The sequence below is a fragment of the Paraferrimonas haliotis genome, assembly GCF_002282895.1.
In the GTDB taxonomy this organism is placed as follows: domain Bacteria; phylum Pseudomonadota; class Gammaproteobacteria; order Enterobacterales; family Shewanellaceae; genus Paraferrimonas; species Paraferrimonas haliotis.
In genome coordinates this window covers 427,565-448,751 of record NZ_NRRB01000003.1, presented here as the reverse complement: position 1 = coordinate 448,751, position 21,187 = coordinate 427,565, and the positions used below count along the sequence as shown (strand labels likewise).

The window sequence follows — 21,187 nt, the reverse complement described above, 5'->3', positions numbered from 1 at the left end:
GAGTTAGTGTTAACTTAAATCATTAATGGATTATCAATAAAGAGCCGTCATGAATGACCAAAGCCTAGCATTGCCTCTGCAAGAACCTCTAGCGCGCTTTGAAGCAATGAAAAACCAAGCGCTCACCCATATTGCCCATCATGATACAGAAATCGCTATTAGGTCTTGCCAACGACTCAATAAAGCGCACCCCAATAATCCGGAATCTTGGTACATCAGTAGTTCATTAGCGTTGAAGATGAAAGATCCGACTAATGGCATTGCGGCGATTAAAAGAGCGTTAGCCTTGGCGCCAGACAATGGTGAATTTCTGCTAAGGTATAGCCACTTTTTAATACTCAGTGGCGACAAAAAGCAGGCTCGCAAGGTCTTGCTGACGAATATCGATGTACTGCAACAGCATGCTCAAAGCCAGCAATCGGTAAACGGGTATGGTGAACTAGCGCTGCAACTGAATGCGGTGGCTGAGTATCAAATGGCTGCAAAGTGCTACCAAAACGCGCTGCTTTTTAGCCCTAACAATGGCGAGCTGTATTTTAATTTAGCTTCGGTGCAAAGGTACTTAGGCCTACTGAGTGAGGCTGAAGCAAATTTTGATTTGGCCATCAAATACAACCCCAATGATGCGGAAGCGTATCTGCAACGCTCGTCACTTAAAAAACAAACCCGTGAAAACAATCATCTAGAATCTCTGCGCCAAGCCATAAAAACCACAAGTAACCATCCGATTGCTCGAGCACAGTTGCATTATGCACTGGCCAAAGAACTTGAAGATCTTAAGGACTATCAAGTTAGCTTTGAGCAACTTAAATTGGGCGCTCACTGTCGTCGACGTCACATGAACTATCGTGTTGAGCAGGATGTTGAAGCGTTGAATTTGATACGTACTACATATGACAAACACTGGTTTGAGCAGACTAAAGCAAACAGTAAAGAGCAAACCCAAGGAGCGCCGGCTATTTTTATATTGGGCCTACCTCGAACAGGCTCTACCCTGGTTGAGCGCATCGTGAGCAGTCACAGCCAAGTAACCAATGCCGGGGAACTCAATGATTTTGCCGTTTGCATGATGGAGCACGCTCAGCAACATTTACGGGGTGAGCCGAGCAAAGCTCAGATGATTCAAGCGGCATCCCAAGTGAATGCCAATCAGCTGGGTAAAAGCTATTTAAAACGGGTGTCTAATCTTGAGATAAACACTGAAAAGTTTGTCGATAAACTGCCATTGAATTCGCTGTATTTGGGACTCATTGGCACAGCACTACCCAGTGCAAAACTGATTCATGTAAAGCGTCATCCAATGGACACCTGCTACGCCATTTACAAACAGATTTTTACCCAAGGTTATCCATTTTCATATGACTTAGAAGAGCTTGGTCGTTATTACATTGCCCATCATCGATTAATGGAGCACTGGTTAGACACTATGGGATCGCGGATTTTACAGGTGAATTACGAACAGGTCGTTGCCGACTTGGAAACTCAGGCTAGGCGGTTACTGGCCCATTGTGGGCTGGCTTTCGAAAGCCAATGTTTGCAATTTAATCACAACAAGAGTGCCTCTACTACGGCTTCTGCTAGTCAAGTTAGGCAAGGCATTTATAACACTTCAGTTCAGCGTTGGCGTTGTTACGAAGTACAGTTACAGCCTCTTAAGAAGCAACTAGAAGCGGCCGGAATCGATTGCAGTTAGCAAGCGTGATAATAAAAGGAATTACCATGACAGAAATAGATTCAACAGCAAAACCCACGACATCATTTTCCATCGACCCGAATGGCGTTGTGGCGAGAGTCTTTCTGGCGTTTTTAACCACAGCGGGCATTTTTTACATCAACATCATGCCAGCGTTGGTTTCGGGATTGAAAGAAGGATTAGGGTTTACCAACCAGCAAGCCGGTTTCGTGAGCTCCGCCAATTTATACGGAGCGGCTTTTGGGGCGTTATTAGCCGTGTTTGTTATTAAGCACATCCGCTGGAAGCCCTGGTGTTATCTGTTATTGGTCAGTATTTTTGTTCTAGATGGCTTATGTATCCTCATTGATTCTGCTTCATTAATGATTGCTGTTCGAGGCTTTCATGGTCTTGTTGGTGGTTTACTTGTGGGTATTGGATTTGGTGTCATGTCGCGGACTGAGCAAGCGGATAAGAGCTTTGGTTATTTGTTGTTCGTACAATGGGGGTTAGGTGGCTTAGGACTGATGGTCTTGCCTGGGTTAGTGCCTGAGTACGGCACCAGTGCTTTGTTTATTGCGTTATTGATTTTTACCGGCGTCACTATGGCCATGATGCCTTTTTTGCCAGATTACCCATTGCCTAAAAATAAGTCCGAAAAGACCAATGATGCCTCTATACCTTGGTTAACCCTCGGCTTAACCATTGCCGCTATCTTCCTTTTTCAAGGGGCTAATATGGGGCTGTTTGCCTACATTATTGGCATGGCTAAAAATGAAGGCCTGAGCATTGAATTTATCTCACCAGCGCTAGCAATGGCGAGCTGGATAGCCTTAATCGGCGCGTTTGCGGTTATTGTGATTGGCACCAAGTATGGTCGATTATTGCCATTGATTGTCGGGATTGTAGTTACCGGTTTGTGCAGTTGGGCTTTGCATTTTAGCGAGGTTGCGACCATCTATTTAGTTGCCAACGTTATCATTGGCATCACTTGGGCCTTTGTATTGCCGTATATGTTTGGCATCTGCTCCGAACTTGATAAACGGGGGCAGCTGGCAGCGCTTGGTGGTTTCGCTTCTAAAATGGGGCTGGCGTCGGGACCTATGGTGGCAGCCTTATTGTTAGGAGAGGATAATTACACTCTGATAATCAATGTTGCGGTGGTAGGGTTGCTTATGTGTGTCGCGCTGGTTGCCTTACCAGCGCGAACCTTAGACGTTGCCTAAAGAGGCATGGTTGATGCTCGGTGTTGCAGAGCTATGGTTGCAACGTAGCCGCCGCTATCAGCAAAGGTCAAACTGAAGGTGTTGTTCTGTTGTAATAGAGACCATTCGATGGGCACTTCGATGGTGCCGTAAAATTCACTTCGCCCAAATCCGTCATGCTCTTGGTCGTATCCTCGATAATTTTGAGGTACATCAACAGTGTGACCATTTACTAACAAAGTAGGCGTTAAACTTAAGCCATGGGCTCGACCTAACGACAGTCGTAATATGGCTTCACCCGCTTCGCTTGTGTGGTTAATGTCGTTAATAGAGAACGATATCTCCTCATTTTTGTTAATGGTGAGCAGCATGGAATCCACGTAATGTTTGGTTTCCGATAGCTGTTGTTTGGGGTTAAATTCATTGTCGTAAGCGACTTCTATAATGGCGGTTGCTTCTGGCTCTAAGTCAATAGACTCTGGCATTTCAGTCATCGTGCTTTCTTTCAACACAACCTTATCCCCGTTTTCCTCGTCAAGATATAACTGTTTGATTGTAACCTGACTAATGGCGTGCTTAGTCGGGTTATTAAGGGTTATTGGAAGGGTGTGACGGTCAAAATCTAGGTTATTGAAAATAATCTGTGTTTTATGTTGATTGTGGTAGGCATCGACTTGAATATCTGGATTCTCGCTTTGGGTGAAGAGACGCTGTCCAGCCACATTTGCCCATAATTGGTAAAACTTAACCAAATCGGTATATACCCAAAGATTACCTGTCTCGCCTGCCATTTCATGTTGCTGGCGCATAAGGCGCCAGTAATAAGGCACATCGGCGGACTCACGCCCCCATTCTGCTTTAACAACGATAAAAGGTACTGTCATCTCTATCAGGTGAGGGCGGCTTAAGAAGCTCATTAGCATTGAGTTAACTGACTTTAAAATGAGCCAATCCCTTTTCGGTGACCAAGGTTGATTGTAATACTCATGCACCTGTGCACCGTATTCCGATATCACCATGGGTTTGGGTTGACCAAACTTGTGCTGAGTATAGGTTTCTAACAAGTCTAAGGTCGCCTCCATATTGGAGCCTTTACGGTATTTAACCAAGCCATTGAGTTTCGGAAAGTCGTATAAGTGAATGGACAGGAAATCCATTTGCTCGCCAGCGAGATCGATAAAACGCTGGTGACGTTGCCGCCATTGTTGAAATTGATTGACTTCAAAATCGGGAAAAGCGGCGGTATAACCCCCTACCAGTAACTGCTGATTCGGTTTAACCGTTTCGTGAGTAACATTACGAGCCGCCTGAGCTACGGCATTATGGAAGGTGAATATTTTGTCCAAATCTTCTGCGACCGGGGCGGTATCTACCAACTCGTATAAGGGCTCATTGAGCACTTCTAAAAATTTAGGCTTTGGCTGGCCAAAAGCATCAATGCCATCCATTTTGTTGAAGTATTTGGCAAGGTATTGCCCCATGAAGTCACCGGTTGCCGTACCAAATGGGGTTGCACTGGTATCTTGTTGTGAAAATGCCCAGCCTTTGCCGGTATCGGTGCCATCGGGCCAAAACGGATGTAATTGGCCTGCCACAATCATGTTTTTTGCTCTGTGTTCTAAAGCGCGCTGAGTGACAGCACGGTCATCGCTGTTATTGGTGTATAACCAGCGGATGTCGCCGCCTCGTTGAGTGGCTTGGTCTGGGTCGGCAAATCCAGGTGCTGTCATCGATTCGTCAAGCTGACTGAGTTGCCAGCGCATTGCGCCAGTATCTCGCCCAAAATACACGTCGTAATCGTTGGCGAACTGGGTTACTAAATCAGGTTGTTGATTTTGCCCCTCTTGATACCAGTCGTTTTCAGTATGAGAAGCATGGATGGTTATAAACTTACTGCGATCAAAAGTATCCACACCATGGGTGATATGACTCAAATCGAGATGAATGGATACCTGGTTAGCGGCAGGGGCCGGAGTTTGGGTTAAAGCCTTGGTAGTGACAGCAAAGTCAGCGCTTACGGTTGCCAGCGTTAAACGGGCCGTTACCTGAGTCTGATAGTCATCAGCGCTGACCAGCCGAAGTTGTATGGTGTCGCCGTGAGAGACTTGAGTATCTTGGGCAATAAAGGCTGCGCCATTAACGGACATGGTGGCACCGCTAACGGATGCGGTGATGTCGCTATTAATACCGCTGACGGTAATGGTATTGGAGTCTACGGTGGTGGCCGGCTCAACATCCGTGACCTTTTCGAAGCTAAATTGATCGGGAGTAGTGTCCTCTGCCGGCGCCGTTGGTGCTGGATTGCTGTTGGTGTCTGTTGACGATGTATCGCTACCGCCACAGCTTGAAAGGCACCAGCTTAACAGTATGACGGTGATGAGTTTGGCACTTTGCGACGCCATGTTCTATTCCCTTAGTGGTTATTATTGTTGATTGTTAACATTATTATTTGCGTGTAAAAAACGCACCCTAAGGTGCGTCTTCAAAGGGCATTTAGCGAATGTTCGCTTTAATGGCCTTAGTTGCAGTGGCGGTATCGTCAGCCTCGAGTGCTTTAATGACATCAAGGTGCTCTTGGTAACAGGCCTCACTTGAGCTGACCCGCTTATAATTTAAGCGCATTCTCATGACGTGAGGGTACCAGATGTTGACCAGTTCATCGCCCCCAGCTCGCTCGACCAAGTAATGGTGAAACGCTAAATCGTGCTTAGTCACTTCGGTATAGTCTTCCACCGCAAAAGCCCGTTGCAAGTCAGCCAAAATGCTGTGTAAGTCGTCAAAATCTTCTTGGGTTAGCTTGCCTTTCAGTTGATCAATGGCAAAGACTTCAATTTCTCGGCGAATTTTGACCATCAACTTTTGCGTTTTCGGATCAAGCACGCTGTTTACCGAAGCACCGCAGTTCTTCTTAGAGATGAGCAAGCCTTCTTTGGTTAGCTGCAATATAACATCTCGAATGGGCCCACGAGACAAGCCAAAACGTTCGGCTAACTCTTTTTCATTAAGTTTTGTATCGGGTTGCAAATCGCCTGCGATGATATCCGTGCGCAACTGGTCGGCGATTTGATCTTTAACTGATAGAATTTTTTTGGGTCGAATCCGGCTCATATCCCATCCTTGTTAATTTAATTAGTGCTTCAGTGTAAATAGTTGAACTGGTCTTTTCAATTGTCTTTCAGTTTATTGTTAACAACTTACTTCTTTTGCTGTTTAAAACGGCGCTGATACATGGACTGATTCACCTGTTTCGCAGCTTCCACCATTGGAAGGTATGGTTGATCCGCCACCGTAATAAAACCAACGTTGTAGTTTTCTCCATCGTATGCCCGTCCTGTTAACGGAGAATCTATGTATTGAAACCAGTGGGCACCAATGAAATATGGGTTGTCAAAAACCGACTCCATATAAGCTTTGTACATATTGGCTCTATCTTGTTGCGATGAGGCATGAATAAGGCCGGGGTGGAACATGCCAGAGTCACTGCTACCTATGTGAAACTCTCCGATGATTGCTGGCATATCGATGTCTTTTAAAAACTGCCAACTTTTCTCAGGTAAGCCTTCTTTATAAGAGTTGAAACTGATGACATCGACGTGCTTTGCTGACGCTTCAACCACTTCTTTGGGCATTCCCCAATCCGGAAAGCGGGCACCGAGATACAGGTGGTTTGGCATGTGACGTTGCATGGCGTCATTGACTACAGCGAAATATTTCTCGCCATAGCTATACAGCATCTGTGAATAATCTTGTAGTTGCTGCTCACTGCTTAAAGGCAGCTCAACGCCGCTATCAAAAGATTGCCAAGAGGCTATATTACTGTCCCAGGCAGCATTAAGCTTGTCGATTGTTGTATATTTGTTTTTCATAAGCTCGGCGAAAGCGGCTTTGGTTGGAGAGTCACTCGCATTTCGGGTAAGCGTATTAATAACAATGCCATAGTGGCTTTCATTGCTTTCAGGACGACCAAAGCTTTTTTCATTGTCAATGAATACGCCGACGCACCAAGGACTGTTGTTCACCTCTTTTGCCACTCGAGCCACTGTGAAGTCGGCCCGCTCGGCAAACTTAGGATCGAAGACATCAGGCAAAGCGCCCCAAAAGTCATTACCTGAACTCACAGTTTCAAAATCACCAATTATCCAACCGTTTGCGAAGAAGGGCACCTTGTCGTTGCCGTAATAACTTGGATCGGTCCAATTACCAAGGGAGGTGAATCCCCACGTCATCATTCTTTTTAAGGTAACGTCGCGCCAAGTTTGCATAAAATCAGCGCCGTCTTGGCCGTACTTTCGCTCTAAATTAGCGGAATAAAAACTGTAGGTTTCGCCATGGTTAAGCGGCCCAGAATGAGCGCTTCGTCGGTAGCCATAGTGTTTGCCTAACGGTTCATCGTAGCTAGGAAGCCATTGGAACATGTCTTTTCGTGTTTTCGATACCAGAGTTCTGCTGGCAACGGCGCTGTTAGGAACGCGGTTGAGACCTTGGCTGTCCTCTGGGGTTGCGTCGGTGGCGGTCTTTTGTGGAATCTGTTGTTGATCAAAGTCGTAGCCGGTCATGGTGGAGCTGTTAGACAAGCGAATAATGTCTAAACCGGTTGCTAGGTATAAATAGCCGTCGGGATCGACCAAACTCCACACACCGTCTACTTTTGCGGTTCTAAAGTAACCACTGCTTTCTTGTTTAGGACCGCTTTTCCAACCGCCAAAGCGCGAGCGATCGTCATTATAGTGGTCCTGTAAGCTCGCCAATTCTTTATCGCGGGCCGCCAATAACTCGCTATCATTATGAATTTTTTCTGCAAACTCGACATTAGCATTTTGCCCATACTTGTCACTGATGCCGACTAAAAAGTCTTTGTTCATCTCGGGATTGCTACGCAGCCAAATTTTTTCTATGACAATTGATTTATCAGTAAGATTGCTCTGCACGCTAAGGGTTATGCGACTAATGGCACTGATGTCTAGATTTTTCTTTCCCCACATGGAAATGAACTGAATGTCATCCGACTCCCAGGTGTCCGGATTGCTGCGCAGACCCGATACAAAATTGAGCTCAGTGGAATGGTCGTCAGAAAGAGGCGCCAAATCGTGGCCCGACATTTTGGCGTAATAAATGTGCTTGCTGTTCTCTGCAACATTTACGCTGCGGGTGTAAACATCGCCATTGGCATCCTGCATATCGAGATAGAGCTGAACGCTTTCAACATTAGGGTTAATGATCTCAAAAGCAAGGTTAAAAGACGAATAGTCTTTCCAGTTCCAATCTTTTTGAGGTTTAAAGTTAACCGCTGAGTAACTGTTTTGCTTTGAGTCAAAGTTTATTGTAAGCCCTTGCTCGGTGTAGGCCGATGATGCGTTGATGGTCTCTACTAAGTAGCTTTGTTCAGCAAGTGACCGATCAAAAAGCACAATAGGGAGAGAATTTTCGAATTGTTCATTTTTTGTCACTGTAGTTGAATCGGTATTACATGCTGATAACAAGAATAACATCGGCATTAGAGCTTTAAGCAATTTGTTGTCCATGAACTCAAACCTTTTGTATTTTTTTATAGGTAGTTACGGTCAGTGTTAATTGAAGATTGTTAACAAAATTATGTTGACAGATTGTTGCTTGAATGTCTACATTATCACCAACGCTGATCAAAAATCGTGTAGTAGAGAGAGTTTTTGTTCGGCTTTATAACCTGAAAAATAATAAATGTATCATGCAGGGGACTACAATGCGGAACACTCATAAGCGCTTTCCTTTAAGCGCGGTGACACTGGCAATGTTAACAGCGACCAGCTTGTCGGCAAAAGCAGAAGAGGTAGAAAATGCTGACGAAGAAATGGAAGTTATTGAGGTTAAAGGCCTTGCCAGCAGCCTAAAGAAAAGCATTAATGACAAACGATTCTCTCAATCTATTCAAGATTCGATCAATGCCGAGGACATTGGTAAATCCACTGACCAAAACATTGCAGAGGCGCTTTCGCGCGTTACCGGTGTTAGCGTACAGTCGGTGGACGGTGAAGGTACTACGGTAACGGTTCGTGGTGCGAACTCTCAACAAAACAACATCAGCTTGAACGGCGTAACCTTAGGGGCGACCGACTTTAGCCAAAGTGTTGATTTGTCTAGCTACTCATCAGATATTTTATCGAAAATTGAGGTGGTGAAGACGCCGAGTGCAGACCATGAAGAAGGTTCGCTTGGGGCAAATATTAACCTAACGACTACACGCCCACTAGAACTAAGCGAGCCGGTTGCCGCAATCACTCTACAAGGTCGCTATAACGATTTATCAGAAAACGAAGACTATAAAGTATCTGGTAGCTTCTCTAAGAACTTCTTAGACAATAGCTTAGGTTTCTTCTTAACCGCTTATGATGAAACCAACAGCGGTCGTAAGGATCAATACCGTGCCGATACCTTCCAATCGCGATTCACACCGATTGCAAAGGATACCCAAGGTAATGTCATTAATGACGTAACGGGTATTGCTCCGTATAACAGTCAGTACGAGTTGATTGAGTTCCAAAGAGACCGTCAAGGTATCGACTTTGGTTTGCAATGGCAGCCGTCAAACTCGACCGATGTTTACTTTAGTGCCAACTGGAGTAACCAGCGCGTTGAAGAATCCATGCACGGTGTTAAAACCCGTGGCTCTGATTACCCTAACCTAATTCAAGGCGTTGATCCTGGCCTATTTATGGGACCAGCACCGTATACCGATCCCGCTGAAGATTGGTTCGTCTACGATGAAAACTCTCGTATGTTCACTAAGTTCACTAACCGTTTTGGTTTGGGTGACTTAATTCAGTCGGAAAGAATGTACGACAATGAAAATCGAGTAGCGTCGTTTACGGTTAACCACCAATGGACCGATTCGTTGAACATGGATATTGGTGTCGGTTACTCGAAAGCTAAGCGCGTTCCTGATAACGACGTTTATGTTGCTTTGCAAAACTACAACTCCATTAACGCTTGGCTACTTTGGCACACGCCGCCAGAAGATATGGAACCCGTCGGTTACGATTGTACCAGTGGCCGTTGTGAACTCGTTGCCGGCCAAGGCTTGATTGATTGGGGCGCCAATGATGAATGGGGTAACCCAGATGCACTTTGGGATAACCGCTCTACCACAGGCTTTAACCCTGACGACCTAAAAGCACAGCACTTAGCGTTCTTAAACCGTAGCGTTGTTGACGTTGATGACACCACCAAATCGGCCCACGTAGACTTTGATTACGCCGTGGACTTTGGCGGTTTTACCATGTTTGAATTTGGTGCTAAATGGACTAAGCGCGAAAAGTTTGTTGATAATCAACAAACTGCGTTTAACTCTGTAGCCGAAGGGCAAATCATTATTAACCCGGACACGGGTGAGCCGGTGACCAGCATTCCTGGTATTACCGAAATTCGTGGCAACCAATTTCAATCGGATTACGAATTCCCCGATGACTTTATGGGAAGCTTAGGTTACGGTCGCGATCACGTTACGGATGGCTGGAATGCCTTCTCAGCCATCGAAGCCTTTAACGTTGCTTTAGGTAATCCAAACATTGCTATCGTGCCAGATAATACTGAAACTCGTGATGCTACGTTAGATAACATCGCTGCCTACTTCAAAGCGAATTTCGAATACTTTGATAGCCGCTTAACCGGTAACGTGGGTGTTCGTTACGTTAAAACCACAGTCGATACTAATGGCTACTCCGGTGTTAACTTCCACTTTGACCCAGGTAACTTAGGTCGTGTTTTTGACCCATTCAAGCTGCAAGAATTGCGTGATACCAGCCTACCGTTGTGTAACGACATTGCCTTTTATGGTACCGACTATAACGAAGAGTCTCGTTGGTCACGTGTAGACGGTAAAGGTTATGATACCGGCGGTACAGTGGATAAGCGCGACGATGTAATGATTCCTGATCAAGGTCCGTGTCACGACCCAAGAGCGTTGCAAGGCAATCCTGATTATTCGGAATGGTGGTTGTGGCGTCACAGTGATGTGAGCACCGAAGCCCATTACGTTTATGGCGATCGCAAATTCGATGAAAATGGCCAATTGATGCCTACCGAGGATCGTTCAAAACGTGCCTTTGGTGTTAGCGGTAAACACGAGTACGACGTGTGGTTGCCGAGCTTAAACTTGAACTACGCGCTTAATGACGAAATGATCTTACGTTTCGCGACGTCTAAGACAATGGCTCGTCCACAAATCGATTCGCTTCGTCCAGGCTTTAAAGTGACAGAGACGGTGTGGGGTGGTGATGATCGTAACAACGTTATTACGCTGACTTCGCCGCAATTGGATCCGCTTGAGTCGGTCAACTTTGACTTGTCTTATGAGTGGTACTTCAACGAGTCATCATTGTTTGCCGCAGGTATCTTCTATAAAGATATGACCAACTTTGAGGAATCAGAAACCGTTATTACCTACATGGACGATCTTCGTGGTTTAGGGCTTGATCCTAATGCACCGGCATACAATACCGACGACTTATTGTTGATTGCGGGTCAAGACGATTTAGGCAGTTGTATGCCTAAGCGTATCCAAGGTGGTGCTGACTTGGTGGAAGATTGGGTGTTCTCAGACGATCCAGAGCAAATGTGTGCTCAGTTTAAGACCACACGCATTAAGAACGGTAAAGGTGCGCGAATTGGTGGTGCTGAGCTTCAGTACACTCAAACCTTTGATATGCTTCCAAGCTTCTGGTCGGGTTTAGGTATTACCACCAACTATACCTACCAAGACAGCCAATACGACCAAGAGGTTTCGTCAATTGATAGCAGTGTATTCTTGCCAGAGCTACCAGTAGCCTATACGCCTGAACACACCTACAACTTGACCGCCTTCTGGGAGAAAAACGGTCACCAGTTACGTCTATCCTACCGTGGCAACTCTGACCAACTTGTACAGCGTTCTTGGGAACAAGGTACACTTTGGGAAGAAGGTCGTCAGACGTTGGACTTCTCTGCAACCTACCAAGTTACCGATTGGATGAGCCTATCGTTCCATGCAATCAACTTGACGGATGAAGGCGTTCGCCAATACTACACCAGCCGCTTCTTGCAGTTAGGTGACGTTGACGGCGCTGGTAACCCTATTCCGTTTGAGGAAGGAAATGCCTTGGATGGTGGTGCAGATACTTCTCGTACCGTATCTCAATATAAGACCGGTCGTTCATTCCGATTGTCGGCTCGTGTAGCCTTCTAGAATAGGATTGAATCTCAGTCTAATAAAAGCCATAGTATTCGTACTATGGCTTTTTTTCACGACATAAAATGGACCGTGAATTGCTTGGTAAAGCGTTGTAGCTTAGTGGGCGAAAAAGGATAACAAGAATGAAAAAGCTCATTGTTTTAGGCGGCGGTACTGCGGGTTGGATGGCCGTAAGTTTGTTAAGAGCAAGGCTGCCTAAGTCGATAGACATCAGCATCATTGATTCTTCAACGTTGCCATCAATTGGCGTTGGGGAAGGGTCAACCCCAATCTTAAAAACCTTATTCGATAACTTGGGGGTATCCGAGTCAGAGTGGATGCCAAAATGCAATGCCACGTATAAGCTTGGCATTCAATTTGAGCATTGGTCGATACATCCTGGCTACCAAAGTTATTTTAACCCATTTTACTCACCGTTCGACCCAGATCATGCCAAAGCCTTGGTGTATCACTCGCGGTTGCGTCGTGGTGGCTATCAAGTGGACTGCTTGCCAGATAAGTATTGCTTCTCTGCTTACCTTGCGAAGAAACAGCTCTCACCGTTGCCACCCATTAATTTCCCGTTTGAGCCTTTGTACGGTTATCACTTCGACGCCAGCTTGCTTGCAAAGTTTTTAATGGAGCGGGCTAAGCGCGAAGGCGTAACCCATGTTGATGTGCAAATTGAGCGAGTGTTGACCTGCGAACAACGGGGTATTGAATCGTTAATCGACAGCCAAGGCAACCCACATCAAGCCGATTTTTATGTCGATTGCAGTGGCTTTCAATCGATGCTGTTGCAACAAGCTTTAAACGTACCGTTTCAATCCTATGAAGACGTTTTGTTCAATGATGCTGCGGTGACCTTGTCTTTACCGGCAATGGCTCCTATGCCTTGCCAAACGGTTTCAACCGCACTTTCTTGCGGTTGGGCCTGGCAAATACCGTTGCAAAGTCGAACTGGGGTTGGTTACGTATATTCCAGTCGCCACCTCAATGCTGACCAAGCGGCTGCAGAGCTTGCGGCTCACGTGGGACTTAATGATCAGCAATTACAGGAAGTTAAGCCAAAGAGCGTTGCTATGAAAGTGGGACGGGTTGAAAAGCATTGGCATAAAAATGTGTTGGCTATTGGGTTGTCGCAGGGCTTTATTGAACCCTTAGAAGCTACCGGATTGGCGCTGACTCAGCAGGCTGTTAACCGTTTCATTGACTACCTTAAACAAGGGCGCTTAGGCGAGCAGGATAAAGACGATTATAACCGCCAAACTAATGCCAGTTTCGATAGCGTAAAAGACTTTATACATACCCACTATTTAACCAACAGCCGCAACGACAGTGACTATTGGCAGCAAGCTCGAGCCAGTATTAGCAAAGCGTCGCCGAAGCTGCAGGCGGTGTTAGAAGCTTGGAACAACAACCAAGACATTGAGCCGATTTTAAATCAGCAAGACATGACGCGTTTTTATTCGGCTAACTCTTGGCATTATTTGCTGTGTGGCGTTGGTTTCTTTAGCCAATTTAACGAGTTACAGCCGCCACCGGCGCAAGCCGCTGCCGTTGACATCAGTCGCTTTGAACGCTTTTTTAATCGGTGTGCGATGAACTATCCGCCCCATCAACAAACTCTGCAAACACTGGAACAACAATAATGAAAAAGAAAGTGGTCATTTTAGGCGGTGGTACCGCCGGCTGGGTGAGTGCTGCAGTGCTCTCAAAAGCGCTCAGTCCACAAGAATTTGAATTTGAATTGGTTGAATCTCCAGACATGCCAACGGTGGGTGTTGGAGAAGCATCCATTCCGGCTTTTTATGGCTTGCTGAGTTTTTTAGGTATCTCGGACAAACCTTTGTTAGAGAGCGCCGATGCCACGTTTAAATACGGTATTGAATTTGAAGGCTGGAGCCAACCAAATGAACGTTATATGCACGGTTTTGGTAAGTTAGGTTGCGCTTTTAAGGACACTTCTTTTTTTGATGCCTGGCTTACCCACGCGCATCAGTTTGCAGAGCCTACGTTGGGAGAGTATTTACCCACGGAACAGGCATCGAATCTTAATAAATTTGGGCGTAATACCTCAAGACCCGATAATGCCCCAAAAAGCGCTTTTTATCCTTCCAATAACCTTTACTACGCATTGCATTTCGATGCCCTGAGATTGGCAGAGATTCTTAAAGAGTTTGCCAAAAAACGCGGGGTTAAGCATACCCAAGGAACGGTTGAGCGGGTGAGAAAAGACGACAGTGGCATTCAAGCGCTGTTGCTAAAAGAAGGGTTCGTCGTAAGAGGCGATTTGTTTGTTGATGCCAGCGGGCTAGCAGGACGTTTAATCAAGCAAGAATTGAACGCCGAATTTGACGATTGGAGCCATTGGTTATTGTGTAATTCAGCCATGGCCATGCAGTCGCAAGCTCAACAACCGCTGCCTCCATACACCCGCTCGGTCGCGCAAGCGGCAGGGTGGACTTGGCACATTCCGCTGCAAAACCGTATGGGCAATGGTTACGTTTATTGCGACCGCTTCATTACCGATGAGCGAGTCGAACAAGTGCTGCGCCAGAGCTTGTCGGGTGCGCCGATAAATGATCCTAAAATCATTCGCTTTACCACAGGCCGCTTACACAGCCCTTGGGAAAAAAATTGCATTGCCATTGGCTTATCTGCAGCGTTTTTAGAGCCGTTGGAATCCACCAGTATTCATTTGATCATTAAAGCCGCCATCTCGTTAGCGTCGGAGCTGCATACCCGTAAGCCAATCGCCGATGCCGCAGTGGCATTCAATGACCTGCATGAGCGGGATACATTGCAAATTCGAGATTTTTTGATTTTGCATTATTTGGTTAATCAACGAGAACAACCCTTTTGGTTAGCGGCCCGCAGTATAGACGTCCCTGAAAGCTTACAAGCGCAATTACAAAGTTTCACTGAAACGGGAAAAGTGAACTTAAGCAGCGATGCGTTATTTGGCCCAGAGAGCTGGTATCAGGTCTTGATTGGACAAAAATATCTTGCCAATTACCAAGCCTTTGCCAGTGATCAACACGGCGACTTAACGGGTTTCTTTAGCAGCGTTAAGCAGGCCATTTCTCAAGAAGTCGGTAAGCTTGATGACCACAGCAGCTACATAAAGCAACTGTTGCAACGTGAACAGCAACTATCAAAAGCCTAAATGTAGATTATTAATTGTTAACAATTTATTAAAATGAGGTTAAGATGGCTAACGGTATAAGACGGTTAGCCATTTTTCAGTCGCAGTACATTTCTTCAAAGCGCAGAACAGCAGACTGAATACTCAGGTATAGCACCGCAATTAAGGATTGATCATGACTTCTTTATTGGCGATTGGTGAATGCATGCTAGAGCTTCGGCCGCAGCGCAAAGCGTTAGGCCCGTTGACCTTTGACAGTGCATTTGGCGGCGATGTTTATAATGCGTTGGTGTATGCAAAACGCATACATCCAAAACTGGATTGCCGCTTTTTTAGTGCCGTTGGCCAAGACTCATTGTCCGAATCCATGGTAAGCGCATGGGCCGAGCAAGGTATTAATACCGACTATGTACAAAGACTGTGGGATAAAACCATTGGAATGTATGCCATTAATACCGATCATCATGGGGAACGCTCCTTTAGCTACTGGCGCTCAGAAGCTGCTGCAAGAGACATGGTCAGTCGCCACTCGGTAGAACAGCTTATTGAGATATTAGCGCCGGTTGATATGGTCTTTTTTAGCGGTATTACCCTCGCCATTTTGTCGGGTCATCATCGGCAAAAGTTGCTGCAAGTGTTGACGGGCTTAAGACAGCAGGGCAGTACCATAGCGTTTGACCCCAATTATCGCGAACGTCTATGGGATAACCAACAACAAGCAAAAACATGGCTCACCCGCGCTTATCAATGCAGCGACATTGCATTGCCGGGGGCAGACGAACATGAGTTGCTATTTCAACATCAAGATTTAGAAACCATTACTGCATTTTGCGTTCAATGCGGCTGCGATGAAGTGGTGGTGAAACAGGGTGAACAAGGCACCATGGCGTTTGCGGGAACTCAGTGGTTTCACGAACCGTTTGTGCCGGCAGAGCGTCAGGTTGACTCCACCGCGGCTGGTGACTCATTCGCCGGCTCATATCTAGCTTCAAGATTGGCGGGATTAAGTGTGCTTGATTCGTTATCGCAAGCAGTTACTGTGGCCAGAGAAGTGGTGCAATGCCCAGGCGCTATTATGGAGCCTGCTGAGTTTGTCCAGCGCTTACAAGGGCAATTAGTCTGCTTGCCAAATCAAGAATAATAAGAGGTGTTTATGGAACACGAACAGTTAAGTTTAGCCAGTCAAAGGGCGCGAGCACGTGGCTATGATGATAAAGGGCCTGAGTGGTTGACGGAGTTTGACGTTGAACCGCTTAAAGGTGATTTTGCGTTTGAGCAAGGCGTAATTCGTCGTGATCCTACCTCAGTGCTGTATATCGATGGCGTTTATCATTGCTGGTATACCAAGGGACAAGGCGAGACGGTGGGATTTGGCAGCTCAAACCCTAACGATAAGGTCTTCCCATGGGATCTCACAGAAGTGTGGCACGCAACTTCAGAGGATAGCTATACGTGGCAAGAGCAAGGCGCTGCCATCACGCGAGGTGAAGCGGGCGCCTTTGATGATAGAGCGGTATTTACCCCAGAAGTTATTCAGCACCAAAACACGTTTTATCTGGTGTATCAGACGGTGCAATACCCCTATACCAATCGTCAATTTGAACACATAGCCATTGCTTGGGCTGACAGTCCCTATGGGCCTTGGCATAAATCCAATGCGCCGATACTTTCTCCGCAGATGGATGGCCAGTGGCGCGGCGAAGAAGATAACCGCTTTCATGTAAACCACAAAGGCAGTTTCGATAGTCATAAGGTTCACGATCCCTGCATCTTATTCTTTAAAGACAAGTTTTACTTATATTACAAAGGTGAGACCATGGGGGAATCCATGAATTTTGGTGGTCGTGAGATTAAGCACGGTGTCGCCATTGCCGATAATATTTTAGGGCCATACCAACGCTCTAAGTTTAACCCCATCTCCAACAGCGGCCACGAAGTGGTGGTGTGGAATTACCAAGGGGGAGTGGCGACCTTATTAACGACTGATGGCCCTGAAAAAAACACCATTCAGTTTGCGCCTGACGGTATTAACTTTGAAATTAAAGCCCACATTAAAGGCGCGCCAGAAGCCATTGGGTTGTTTCGTCCGCCTCAAGAGTTGCCGGCTCCCGGGTTAAGTTGGGGGCTGTGCCACAAGTATGATTCCAGTTGGAATTGGAATTTCATTTGTCGCTTTACGCCGCGCAAGCAAGTGCTTGATGCCGGCACGTTTCAAAACAGCAATTAAAGGGAAGTACCAATGGACGACAGCTCAGTTCCGTTTAATCCAGCGGATCATTCTCATCGACGCTATAACCCATTGTTAGGAGAGTGGGTACTGGTATCGCCACATCGTGCTAAGCGACCGTGGCAGGGACAACAGGAAGCGCCAGCCACTGAGCAAACCCTGTCTCATGACCCGACTTGTTACTTGTGCTCAGGTAATACAAGAATTAATGGCGAAGTAAACCCTAACTATCAGTCAACCTATGTATTTACCAACGATTTTGCGGCGTTGCAAAGTTCAACGCCTAATCACAAGGACGATGACCCTTTGTTTCGCACTGAATCCGTTGCGGGCACCAGTCGCGTCATTTGCTTCTCCCCTGACCATGCACGCTCTTTGCCGCAATTGTCACACGCCGAGTTACTGAAGGTGGTGGAGACCTGGGTTGAACAAACTCAGTTACTGGCGAAAGACTATTTATGGGTGCAAGTGTTTGAAAATAAAGGCGCGGTAATGGGGTGCTCTAATCCGCATCCCCATGGGCAAATTTGGGCGCAAAACAGTTTACCGACCTTGCCGGCAAAAAAGTTAACTCAACTCAGTGACTATTATTCTCAACATAATAGTAATTTACTGCAGGACTATGTTGAGCGGGAGCTTAAATTAAACGAACGCATAGTGGTGAGCAATGCCGATTGGATTGCCTTGGTGCCGTATTGGGCCGCTTGGCCTTTTGAAACCTTGCTGTTGCCCAAGCAGCATGTCGCCAGGCTGTCTCAGTTGAACAGTGAAATGCAGCAGTCTTTGGCGGACATTGTCAGTCAGTTGACCATAAGGTTCGATAATTTGTTTGGCTGTTCGTTTCCATATTCTATGGGATGGCATGGTGCGCCAAACGATGCTAACGCCCATCCAGAATGGACTTTACACGCGCACTTTTTTCCCCCTTTATTGCGCAGTGCCACGGTTAAGAAATTTATGGTGGGTTATGAAATGATGGCGGAGCCACAGCGTGATATTACCCCAGAGCAGGCCGCTGCTTTGTTACGTCAACAATCAGCTGTTCATTACAGCCAAGCTAAGGAGTAATTTGTGTCAGTAGCCATTAACAGTGCGTTTGAAAAGGCATTTGCAAGCCAACCGGACTCCATTATCAAAGCGCCGGGACGAGTCAATCTCATCGGCGAGCATACCGATTACAATGATGGATTTGTGCTACCGTGCGCCATTGACTTTGCCACTTGGGTTGCCATTAAACCTAATGACAGTCGTAAGGTGCGGCTGTTAGCCATGGATTATGACCATCAATTAGACAGTTTTGATTTGGACCAAGAGTTGCTGCCGCATCCTAATTTGCAATGGTCTAATTACGTACGAGGCGTTTTTTCTGAGCTAATCAAGGCTGGCCACGTCGTAGACGGCTGTGATATTGCCATAACAGGAAACGTTCCCCAGGGAAGTGGCCTCAGCTCTTCAGCGTCCCTTGAGGTGGCTATTGCTAAAGCTTTAGTTCATACCTTCTCATTATCTCTAAGTGTCGCTGAGATAGCGATTATCGCGCAAGCGGCGGAAAATAACTTTGTTGGCTGTAATTGCGGCATCATGGATCAGCTTATTTCTGCCTGCGGCAGCAGCAACAGCGCGTTATTAATTGATTGTCGCAGTCTTTCACTTACCCCTGCACCTTTGTTAAAGGGGCACTCGGTGGTGATCATAAACTCCAATGTTAAACGAGGCTTGGTCGACAGCAAATACAATGAAAGAAGGGAGCAGTGCCAGCAGGCTGCCGCGCATTTCGGGCTCTCTAGTTTGCGCGATCTACCGCTATCCCAGTTCAATGCACACGCCCAGCAGTTAGACCCGTTGATTGCCAAGCGGGCCCGTCATGTATTGGAAGAAAACCAACGAACACTAGACGCAGTTGAAGCGCTGTCATGCCACGATGTTGCCCGTTTGAGTGAGCTGATGGCACAAAGCCATGCCTCTATGCGAGACCTATTCGAAATTACCACTCCTGAAATCGATTATTTGGTGGCGTTAATTGCTGATTTTGTCGAAGACAAAGGCGGGGCACGCATGACCGGTGGAGGCTTTGGCGGATGCGTCGTAGCAGTGGTTGCGGATGAGCTTGTTGCCCCCATGATTGCCTTGGTGGATGAATGCTATGAAAGCAAAACCGGCTTAAAAGAGAGTGTTTATATCACTCAAGCGGCGAGCGGTGTAAAGGTACTTTAGCCCTGTATAAAAAAGCAGAGATCCGGGCAAGATCTCTGCTTTTTTGGTGTGATAGTGAGGGAGACACCAGCACACACTTGCTCTATCGCTTATTGCTCATTCCAATAAACGGTTTTCTTTTCTAAATATTGCTCTAATCCGTATTTTCCATCTTCACCGCCGGCGCCACTCATTTTCCAACCATTGTGGAAACCTTGATGTTGCTCTCCGATTCCGCGGTTTATGTAAACTTCGCCTACCTCTAAATCGGCAATGGCTTGGTGCATCGCTTTTACATTTTGGGTGTACAAATAAGCAGAAAGTCCGTATTCACTGTCATTGCTATAGGCAATTGCTTGCTCCAGTGAGTCTATTTTTACAATGGGGAGAATCGGTCCGAAGGTTTCTTCGTGAACCAGCACGTTATCTTGTGCGACATCCACTACCAAAGTGGGTTCGAACCAATGACCGTTTTCATAGCCAGGTACTTGGGCCAGGTTACCGCCAATTAGAACCCGTCCACCTTGTTGCAGTCCTTGCGCCAAAATCGATTGGATGTTGTCTATTTCACTTTGGTTGACCTTAGGACCCATTTCTGTGGCGGGATCCATAGGGTCACCGACTTTGATTTTCTTCACCGCCTGAGCCAGCTTACTGACAAACTCATCGTGAACGTCTTTATGGACGTACAGTCGCTCAGCGCAGGTACACACTTGACCACAATTGGCAAAGCGAGTCACCACGGCATCGGCAACCGCTTTATCGATATCAGCATCATCCAGTACGATAAAAGGGGCTTTCCCGCCAAGTTCCAGCATAACCGGGGTCAAATGCTCAGCGCTGGTTTTGTAGATTATTTGCCCCGCTCTTGTGCTACCTGTCATGGTTATTAGACGGGTTATGGGGCTTTCACATAAACTCTGGCCAACCACAGAGCCGGTGCCATTTACGATGTTAAGTACCCCTTTAGGCAAACCAGCTTGATTCGCCAGTTCCCCCAACGCAACGGTAGACAGAGGCGTTTCCTGAGTGGGTTTAATGACAATGGAATTACCCGTAATTAGCGCAGGGCCAATTTTGCGACCCGCCAGTGCTAATGGAAAATTCCATGCGGTAATTGCCACAACCACTCCGCGAGGCACTTTATGGATAAAAATCTTTTCGTTTTCGATGTCTGACGCCAGAATGTCACCTTCGATGGTTAACGCATGATCACAGGCGTATTCAATAAAGGTTGCGGTTACCTCGACTTCAGAGCGGGCAACATCAATGAGTTTGCCTTGCTCTTCAACCAGTAACTTAGCCAAAGGTTCTTTTTGCTCACGAATTAACTGAGCAAACTTTCGTAATACGCTGGCTCGTTGACGCGGAGTTACTTTGGCCCATACCTTTTGACCTTGTTTGGCAGACTCGAGTGCCGATAGTGCGTCTTCGCGACTGCCCTCTGGAATTTCGCCGACTCGCTCACCGTTTGCAGGGTTATAGACAGTGATGACGTTGGGTAAGCTTGATGGCACATATTCGCCATGAATAAAGTTAACGTTGTTAAATATGGACATGG

Annotated in this window: 13 protein-coding genes; 9 read left to right on the top strand and 4 right to left on the bottom strand. The window is 46.5% G+C overall.

Going from position 1 to position 21,187, the window contains the following annotated elements; translation table 11 throughout:
• The first annotated feature begins 49 nt into the window (after nt 1-49).
• Together CLC91_RS08650 and CLC91_RS08645 are read left to right on the top strand one after the other, a co-directional pair.
• On the top strand, nt 50-1,693 hold the full coding sequence (locus tag CLC91_RS08650; protein ID WP_095500266.1) for a tetratricopeptide repeat-containing sulfotransferase family protein: 1,644 nt from the start codon (nt 50-52) through the stop codon (nt 1,691-1,693).
• Nucleotides 1,694-1,719: 26 nt separating this feature from the next.
• On the top strand, nt 1,720-2,898 hold the full coding sequence (locus tag CLC91_RS08645; RefSeq protein ID WP_095498526.1) for an MFS transporter: 1,179 nt from the start codon (nt 1,720-1,722) through the stop codon (nt 2,896-2,898).
• Here CLC91_RS08645 and CLC91_RS08640 read toward each other — a convergent pair.
• From CLC91_RS08640 to CLC91_RS08630, 3 genes are all read right to left on the bottom strand, one after another.
• On the bottom strand, nt 2,895-5,279 hold the full coding sequence (locus tag CLC91_RS08640) for an agarase (RefSeq protein ID WP_095498525.1): 2,385 nt from the start codon (nt 5,277-5,279) through the stop codon (nt 2,895-2,897). The two genes, CLC91_RS08645 and CLC91_RS08640, sit on opposite strands and share 4 nt — an antisense overlap.
• A gap of 91 nt (nt 5,280-5,370) precedes the next feature.
• Nucleotides 5,371-5,985, bottom strand: a complete 615-nt coding sequence (locus tag CLC91_RS08635; protein ID WP_095498524.1) for a GntR family transcriptional regulator — start codon at nt 5,983-5,985, stop codon at nt 5,371-5,373.
• 86 nt (nt 5,986-6,071) lie between these two features.
• A complete protein-coding gene (locus tag CLC91_RS08630) occupies nt 6,072-8,399 on the bottom strand; it encodes a beta-galactosidase (protein WP_095500265.1) in 2,328 nt (775 codons plus the stop codon).
• 197 nt (nt 8,400-8,596) lie between these two features.
• Here CLC91_RS08630 and CLC91_RS08625 point away from each other — a divergent pair, with 197 nt between their 5' ends.
• From CLC91_RS08625 to galK, 7 genes are all read left to right on the top strand, one after another.
• Complete coding sequence (locus tag CLC91_RS08625; RefSeq protein WP_095498522.1) at nt 8,597-12,073, top strand: TonB-dependent receptor; 3,477 nt, start codon at nt 8,597-8,599, stop codon at nt 12,071-12,073.
• Between the two features lie 128 nt (nt 12,074-12,201).
• A complete protein-coding gene (locus CLC91_RS08620; RefSeq protein WP_095500264.1) occupies nt 12,202-13,710 on the top strand; it encodes a tryptophan halogenase family protein in 1,509 nt (502 codons plus the stop codon).
• The gene (locus CLC91_RS08615; protein ID WP_095500263.1) at nt 13,710-15,227 is read left to right on the top strand and encodes a tryptophan halogenase family protein; all 1,518 of its coding nucleotides are present in this window, start codon (nt 13,710-13,712) and stop codon (nt 15,225-15,227) included. Before CLC91_RS08620 ends, CLC91_RS08615 begins: the two co-directional genes overlap by 1 nt.
• A 154-nt stretch (nt 15,228-15,381) precedes the next feature.
• Entirely contained in the window at nt 15,382-16,347 is a 966-nt protein-coding gene (locus tag CLC91_RS08610) for a sugar kinase (RefSeq protein ID WP_095500262.1), read from the top strand.
• 12 nt (nt 16,348-16,359) lie between these two features.
• Complete coding sequence (locus tag CLC91_RS08605) at nt 16,360-17,433, top strand: glycoside hydrolase family 117 protein (protein ID WP_095500261.1); 1,074 nt, start codon at nt 16,360-16,362, stop codon at nt 17,431-17,433.
• A 12-nt stretch (nt 17,434-17,445) separates the two neighbouring features.
• A complete protein-coding gene (locus CLC91_RS08600) occupies nt 17,446-18,501 on the top strand; it encodes a UDP-glucose--hexose-1-phosphate uridylyltransferase (protein WP_095500260.1) in 1,056 nt (351 codons plus the stop codon).
• Between the two features lie 3 nt (nt 18,502-18,504).
• Complete coding sequence (galK, locus tag CLC91_RS08595) at nt 18,505-19,647, top strand: galactokinase (protein WP_095500259.1); 1,143 nt, start codon at nt 18,505-18,507, stop codon at nt 19,645-19,647.
• 89 nt (nt 19,648-19,736) lie between these two features.
• On the opposite strand, the gene aldA is transcribed toward galK, so the two are convergent.
• The gene (gene aldA / locus CLC91_RS08590) at nt 19,737-21,185 is read right to left on the bottom strand and encodes an aldehyde dehydrogenase (RefSeq protein WP_095500258.1); all 1,449 of its coding nucleotides are present in this window, start codon (nt 21,183-21,185) and stop codon (nt 19,737-19,739) included.
• Nucleotides 21,186-21,187 lie beyond the last annotated feature (2 nt).